The 1,018-nt window shown below is 66.3% G+C and carries 1 protein-coding gene and 1 pseudogene; both read left to right on the top strand.

Annotated features, from left to right (window positions below):
- Nucleotides 1–62: 62 nt before the first annotated feature.
- A pseudogene (gene pgsA / locus Y705_RS17470) lies at nucleotides 63–563 on the top strand (phosphatidylinositol phosphate synthase); the annotation flags it as partial.
- Between the two features lie 12 nt (nucleotides 564–575).
- On the top strand, nucleotides 576–1,018 hold a 443-nt coding region (pgsA, locus tag Y705_RS22980; RefSeq protein ID WP_253908482.1), incomplete at its 3' end, for a phosphatidylinositol phosphate synthase.

Below are 1,018 nucleotides of genomic sequence, written 5' to 3'. Positions count from 1 at the left end.
GGCCGAACCTGCCGGCCGGGAACGGCTCCGTACCGGGTGCCGCCGAAGGAACGGGCTGAGCGGTGCTGAACAAATATGCCAGGACGTTCTTCACGTCACTTCTCTCCCCGCTGGCTCGACTGCTGCTGAAGTGGGGCGTCACCCCGGACGCCGTCACCATCACCGGGACGCTCGGTGTCACGGTCGGTGCGCTGGTCTTCTACCCCCTCGGTGAGCTGTTCTGGGGAACCATCTTCATCACGCTCTTCGTCTTCTCCGACCTGCTGGACGGCATCATGGCCCGCATCCTGGGCAAGAGCGGTCGATGGGGGAGCTTCCTCGATTCGACGCTGGACCGCGTGGCCGACGCCGCCGTGTTCGCCGGCGTCGCCCTCTGGTTCTTCACCGGCGGGGACAACACTGCGGCGGCCGTCGCGGCCCTGCTGTGCCTGGTGCTCGGCATGCTCGTCTCGTATGCGCGTGCCAAGGCCGAATCCCTCGGTTTCACGGCAGATATCGGCATCGCCGAGCGGGCCGAACGGCTTGTGTCGGTCCTCGTGGCCACCGGTCTCACCGCCGAAGGAACGGGCTGAGCGGTGCTGAACAAATATGCCAGGACGTTCTTCACGTCACTTCTCTCCCCGCTGGCTCGACTGCTGCTGAAGTGGGGCGTCACCCCGGACGCCGTCACCATCACCGGGACGCTCGGTGTCACGGTCGGTGCGCTGGTCTTCTACCCCCTCGGTGAGCTGTTCTGGGGAACCATCTTCATCACGCTCTTCGTCTTCTCCGACCTGCTGGACGGCATCATGGCCCGCATCCTGGGCAAGAGCGGTCGATGGGGGAGCTTCCTCGATTCGACGCTGGACCGCGTGGCCGACGCCGCCGTGTTCGCCGGCGTCGCCCTCTGGTTCTTCACCGGCGGGGACAACACTGCGGCGGCCGTCGCGGCCCTGCTGTGCCTGGTGCTCGGCATGCTCGTCTCGTATGCGCGTGCCAAGGCCGAATCCCTCGGTTTCACGGCAGATATCGGCATCGC

Source organism: Arthrobacter sp. H41, from assembly GCF_000520535.1.
Classification (GTDB): Bacteria; Actinomycetota; Actinomycetes; order Actinomycetales; family Micrococcaceae; genus Arthrobacter_D.
This window is presented reverse-complemented; position numbering and strand designations above follow the sequence as displayed.